Here is a 202-nt window from a genome sequence, read left to right as displayed (position 1 = left end):
CGTCTCCAACCATTTCGACTACCAGAAAGTGGTGGTCAATCATGATATTCCCTTCCACCACATTCCCGTGACCAAGCAAAACAAGCTGCAGGCCGAAGCCAGGATCATGGACCTGGTGGAAAGCACCGGCACCGAACTCATCGTGCTTGCACGCTACATGCAGATCCTGTCTGACCGCATGTGCACCGAGATGTCCGGCAAG

1 pseudogene is annotated in these 202 nt (G+C 54.5%); it reads left to right on the top strand.

Annotation, left to right across the window (positions count from 1 at the left end):
• Nucleotides 1–202: pseudogene (gene purU, locus BN1800_RS40060) on the top strand (formyltetrahydrofolate deformylase); the annotation flags it as partial.

It is taken from the genome of Rhizobium sullae (genome assembly GCF_900169785.1).
Taxonomy (GTDB): domain Bacteria; phylum Pseudomonadota; class Alphaproteobacteria; order Rhizobiales; family Rhizobiaceae; genus Rhizobium; species Rhizobium sullae.
Note: the sequence above shows the minus strand (reverse complement) of the source record. Positions and strands in the feature narration are given on the sequence as shown.